5 protein-coding genes and 1 pseudogene are annotated in these 5902 nt (G+C 47.2%); all 6 read left to right on the plus strand.

Annotated features, from left to right (window positions below; translation table 11 throughout):
• A partial coding sequence (locus tag OGY13_RS05885; RefSeq protein ID WP_286609409.1) for a recombinase family protein occupies positions 1-489 on the plus strand: 489 nt, incomplete at its 5' end.
• Positions 490-864: 375 nt separating this feature from the next.
• Complete coding sequence (locus OGY13_RS05890) at positions 865-1860, plus strand: LacI family DNA-binding transcriptional regulator (RefSeq protein ID WP_044715397.1); 996 nt, start codon at positions 865-867, stop codon at positions 1858-1860.
• Positions 1861-1875: 15 nt separating this feature from the next.
• Positions 1876-2799, plus strand: a complete 924-nt coding sequence (gene rbsK, locus OGY13_RS05895; RefSeq protein WP_044715395.1) for a ribokinase — start codon at positions 1876-1878, stop codon at positions 2797-2799.
• Positions 2800-2862: 63 nt separating this feature from the next.
• Entirely contained in the window at positions 2863-4284 is a 1422-nt protein-coding gene (locus OGY13_RS05900; RefSeq protein WP_044715394.1) for a PTS transporter subunit IIC, read from the plus strand.
• The gene (gene rpe / locus OGY13_RS05905) at positions 4281-4958 is read left to right on the plus strand and encodes a ribulose-phosphate 3-epimerase (RefSeq protein ID WP_044715392.1); all 678 of its coding nucleotides are present in this window, start codon (positions 4281-4283) and stop codon (positions 4956-4958) included. Before OGY13_RS05900 ends, rpe begins: the two co-directional genes overlap by 4 nt.
• Before the next feature lie 364 nt (positions 4959-5322).
• Positions 5323-5902: pseudogene (locus OGY13_RS05910) on the plus strand (IS110-like element IS4321 family transposase); the annotation flags it as partial.

The raw sequence follows: 5902 nt of genomic DNA on the forward strand, positions 1-5902 counted from the left end.
AAAAAATCGGCCCAGATCCGCGAAATTTTAATCAACGAGTCAGCTTGGGAAGACATGACCTGCTTATTCGCACCTTCCCTTGACCGCATGGAAAATGGCGATGTGTTGATTGTTACTAAACTCGACCGGCTGGGGCGCAATGCGATGGATATCAGAAAAACGGTGGAACAACTGGCTACTTCAGATATCCGCGTTCATTGCCTGGCCTTGGGCGGGGTGGATCTGACCAGCCCTGCAGGAAAAATGACCATGCAGGTGATCTCAGCGGTGGCAGAATTTGAAAGAGATTTGCTGCTTGAACGTACGCACTCTGGTATCGCGCGAGCAAAAGCGGCTGGAAAACGATTTGGACGTCCTTCTGTACTGACAAAAGAACAGCAACTTATGGTGATTGCACAGATTAACTCCGGTATAAGTATCAGCGCCATTGCGCGGGAATTTAATACTACTCGGCAAACCATACTCCGGGTAAAGGCTGGGCAGCAATAATCTTGAGTGTAAATACAGCTCAAAACCTCTCAACTGGACGGTCTGCTATGTGCCAAGCGGACATAGCAATCTACCATTCCTGGCAGTCTACTTAAAATGTCGTAAAGGTTGATAGTCACTATGCTGCAGGCCTCGGTTTGGGGTAATCAGTGGCCATTGCCTCATAAACGAAGAATGGTAGGACCAGCCTCTCACCTTTGATGATCTTTTTGTGATGCTTATCAAAAAAATGAAATACCAATAATCTTTGATTATCATGTTTTGTACCAGAATTTCAGGGGGTTGGGTGGGGCACGGCCCATTTTCCCTCAGAACAGACAATTGACATCAAAACAACACCGGTAGTATTGTTTCGTAACCGGTTACGGAGAAAGTATGACAACCATTAAAGATATAGCAAAAAAAGCCGGAGTATCCGTAGCAACTGTATCTAGAGCAATAAACAACAAAATTGATATCAGCGAAGATATGCGGAAGTACATTCTGAAGATTATCGATGATATGGGCTACGTACCGAATTCCATTGCTAAAAATCTGTCCCATGGCCGGACGAACCTTATTGCCGTTATGCTGCCGACATTAAACAACCAGTTCTTTTCAGATTTATTATCTGAAATAGAAAAGGAAGCCAACAAAAACGGATATAACACCCTATTCTTTAACAGCAGTGATGACCGGACCAAGGTTGAATATTACCTTAACTCGATGCGCAGTAATTTTGTTTGTGGCGCCATCATTAACTCACTATCGGTCACGGGGAAGGATCTGGAGAACCTCGAAAAGAATGGCATTAAAACCATCACAATAGACCGTTCAGGCTCTGATCCTCATTATTCGTCAGTGACGGTAGACCATCGAACGGGGGGCAGAATTGCAACTGAACACCTGTTTGAAAAGGGATGTCAGCATCCTGTCATGCTTTCGGGGGCTCCTGACGACGCCATTGCCAATGAGCGTATGGCTGGATTTGCGGAAGTCATTTTATCAAAAACGGGTCGTACAAATATCACGGTGATCCACAGTGATTTAACAGCACCCGGTGGTCATCATGCCTTTATGGAATTTATTAGGAAAGGTGAAAAATTTGATGGCGTGTTCTGTTCGAACGATGCCATGGCATTTGGTGCCATCCGTGCCTGTACGGATTCAGGAATAAAAGTACCCGATGATTTACTGGTGGTTGGATACGATAACTCGTCGATGGATGAGATGTTTGTGCCACGACTCAGTTCGGTTAATCAGCATCTGAATAAAATTGGTCAGCTCTCAATTGAATCCATGATTGAGCTCATCAATGGCAGGACTGAAATTAAACATTTGAGCATTACACCAGAATTAGTTATCAGAGAATCAACCTTAAAACGAGAGTAGAAATAAGGAGTCATTATGTACGATATCGTCGTCATGGGCAGTATCAATATGGATGTGATTGTGAACTGCCATGAGTTTCCAAAGAGTGGGGATAATACATTCTGTAAATCCATTCAGATGACTGCAGGCGGGAAAGGGAATAACCAGGCGGTCAGCGCTGCCCGTTATGGCAAAAACGTCTGTTTTATTGGCTGTATTGGTGATGATGATGCCGGACGCCAGCTGCGTCAGAATCTCAAAAAACGCCGGATTGACGATTCGTACATGATCGTAAAAGAAGGGGCAAAGACGGGTTCCTGTGTGGGTCTGGTTGAGCCGACCGGCGATAACACGCTGCTGGTTAACCTCGGGGCTAACTTTGCTTTCGGTCCGGAAGATGTCAGCAAAGCGCTGGAAGAGATCAGCGGAAAGATTTTGCTGATCCAGATGGAAACCAGCCAGGAATCGGTCCTTGCTGCCATGCGCATGGGGCGTGCAAAAGGTATGTTTGTGATCCTGGACCCGGCGCCGGTGCAGGGCATTAACCCGGAATGCTTCCCTTATGCTGATTTGATTGTTCCGAACAGCAGTGAAACCCGCCATATTACCGGTGTTACCGTGAATGATGAAAGAAGCGCACTGGAAGCGGCAAAAATCATTCACAAAATGGGTGTGAAAAACGTCATTATTAAAATGGGTGGCGATGGTTGCCTGCTTTATCAGAATGAGAAATCCGTCTTTATTCCAGCGCTGCGGGTTAATGCGGTCGATACTGTTGGAGCAGGTGACTGTTTTGCCGGCGCACTCGCCAATTATCTGATTGACGATGAAAGTAATATCGAAGATGCGATCCGATTTGCCCAGGTTGTCGCCGGTATTAAAGTTTCTCGGGCAGGTGGTCACGATGCGATCCCGGCGATGGATGAAGTTAAAGCCGTTATTGAAAGTATTACCGTCTGATTAAACGACCAATAATATTAACTCTGTATTAACTATTCCTGTTATTCAGGAAGGGTGGCCTACATGCTTTCGCAACTGAATTCTTATTTCTCATCGTTTATATCGTTGGGTGCACCGGCAATGATGTTTTTCATCATTACGCTGCTTTCATTATTATTTCGCGTAAAAATATCTAAAGCCCTCGAAGGAGGGATACTGATGGCGGTCGCCCTGACCGGGATGGGGGCGGTGATTTCATTACTGACCGGGGCGTTCGCACCGGCACTGAATAAATTCGTTGAATCGACAGGGGTTTCTCTCTCTATTACGGACTTAGGGTGGGCCCCGCTGGCCGTGATCACCTGGGGTTCCATGTACACGCTTTATTTCGCGACAGTCTGCATCATTATTAATGTCCTGCTGCTTTCGCTGAAGCGGGTGAAAACGCTGAACGTCGATTTGTTCAACATCTGGAATATCTCAGTAATAGGATTATTGACGCTGTACTATTCAGAAAATAATCTGGTGCTGACCACATTTGTGGTGGGTGTGATTTATATTCTGATGCTGGTTAATTCAGATGTGATGCAACCGCAGATTAAAAAATTGCTGAAATATGACCAGAGCAGCATTACCACTACTGCACACCCTTCTTTACTGATTTGTCCACCGGTCCTGATGGTGAATGAACTTATTTCACGTTTTATTCCATTTATCGATAAGTACGATTTTGATGCTGAAAAGCTGAACGAAAAAATTGGCTTCTGGGGTTCTAAATTCGCCATCGGCGTCTACCTCGGATTCTTTGTCGGTATTCTTGGCAAACTGCCAATGAGCGAATTGTTTGCGCTGGCCTTTACGGCCGGGGTCTCCCTGGAGCTGTTCAGTGCGGTTGGTAACTGGTTTGGTCCGGCGATTAAACCGCTGTCAGACGGCATTGCCACCATGATGGAAAAACGCTTCAAAGGTCGCCAGATTTATGTGGCAATTGACTGGCCGATTCTGGCGTCCCGCGCAGAGCTGTGGGCCGTGGCGAATATTCTGGCGCCAGTGTTACTGGTGGCAGCCATCATTCTGCCCGGTAATAAGGTGCTGCCACTGGGGGGGATCTTACTGACCGTACTGGCCCCGGCGCTGCTGATTATTACTCAGGGTAAGGTGATCCGGATGACCCTGATTGGTACGGTGCTGATCCCGCTGTTTTTATGGGCCGCCACGCTGATTGCTGAGTTTGTGACCCGGACGTCTATTGCCATGAACAGCTTCCCGAAAGGGCTCTCGCATGACCAGCTGTTCTCCTCCGTGGACTCTGATCCACTTGAAAAAATGCTTTCCATGTTAATCGCCAAAGCCAGCGTATCTCTCGATATGCAGATGGTGGTGATGTCAGTTATCGCGGTCGTAGCCTATCTGGGTATGTTCATCTGGTATTTCCGCCGGATGCAGCAAATTAACGCGGCGCGTTTTGTGTGTGATCCTTCTGTAAATTTTGAGGTGGTTAAATGAGACTTTTAGGGGCATCCCTGATGTGTGCCGATTTCCTGCAGCTTGGTGGGCAAATCTCGGAACTGGAGAAAGGGGGTATCGATTTCTATCATATCGATATCATGGATGGCCAGTTTGTCGATAATTTTGCGCTGAGCATTGATTTTATCCGTTCTATTAAGCCACTGACGACCCGTCCTATCGATGTGCATCTGATGGTGGATAAACCGGAGCGCTACATTGAGCCGCTGGTTAAAGCCGGCGCGGACATTATCACGGTGCATGCCGAAGCGGTCACCCATCTGCACGGTGTGCTGAGCACCATTCGCAGTCACGGGGTGAAAGCCGGCGTCGCACTGAACCCGTCCACGCATGTGGAGTCTCTGGGGTACGTGGTGGATCTGATTGATGTGCTTCTCATCATGACTGTGAATCCTGGCTTTGCGGGGCAGAAATTCATCGACGCGATGCACGAAAAAGTTCGCTTTGCGCATACCTGGCTTAAAGAGCACGGCAGTGATGCGGTGATTGAAGTCGACGGGAATATTGGCCACCACACCATCCCGCCATGTGTTGCGGAGGGTGCGGGAATGTTCGTGCTGGGTACCAGCGCATTGTTCCATAGCCGCGGAACGCTGGCAGAAAATCTGGCGGAAACCCGGGCTATCACTGACACTGTCCAAATGGAATCATGAATATATTAAGATCTCCAATGTGACCATGATAAAGGCCCCTCTTTGGGGTCTTTTCAAAAAAGTCACAATTGTTCAGTTCATTCTTATGAACAGCATTCTGCCGTGTTTCTCCCATTACGTACCATAATGAATGGTCCCGTTTAATGTTGTTCACATATGGGACTCAACAAAAACTACCACCTACGATGCTTCCCGGACAGATGGCAATTTCTTCCCAGTAACCTTACTGGCCCGTCCGGACCTCGCTCAAAACTGCCTGTCAGGCCAGCTTAAAAAACAGACTTAACGTAGGATATTTAATGAGATGGTCACTCCCTCCTTCCCAGTACTATGCTGAGGACAGGCTTTCATTCGGAGAACCATCATGGAAAACATTGCGCTTATTGGTATCGATCTGGGTAAGAACTCTTTCCATATTCATTGTCAGGATCATCGTGGGAAGGCCGTTTACCGTAAAAAATTCACCCGACCAAAGCTAATCGAATTTCTGGCGACATGCCCGGCAACAACCATCGCGATGGAAGCCTGTGGCGGTTCTCACTTTATGGCACGCAAGCTGGAAGAGTTAGGGCATTTTCCAAAGCTGATATCACCGCAATTTGTCCGCCCATTCGTTAAAAGCAACAAAAATGACTTCGTTGATGCTGAAGCTATCTGTGAAGCAGCATCACGTCCATCTATGCGTTTCGTGCAGCCCAGAACCGAATCTCAGCAGGCAATGCGAGCTCTGCATCGTGTCCGTGAATCCCTGGTTCAGGATAAGGTGAAAACAACTAATCAGATGCATGCTTTTCTGCTGGAATTTGGTATCAGCGTTCCGCGAGGTGCTGCCGTTATTAGTCGACTGAGTACCCTTCTTGAGGACAGTAGTTTGCCTCTTTATCTCAGCCAGTTACTGCTGAAATTACAACAGCATTATCACTATCTTGTTGAGCAGATTAAAG

The sequence above is a fragment of the Citrobacter sp. Cpo045 genome (genome assembly GCF_030332875.1).
GTDB classification, from domain to species: domain Bacteria; phylum Pseudomonadota; class Gammaproteobacteria; order Enterobacterales; family Enterobacteriaceae; genus Citrobacter; species Citrobacter portucalensis.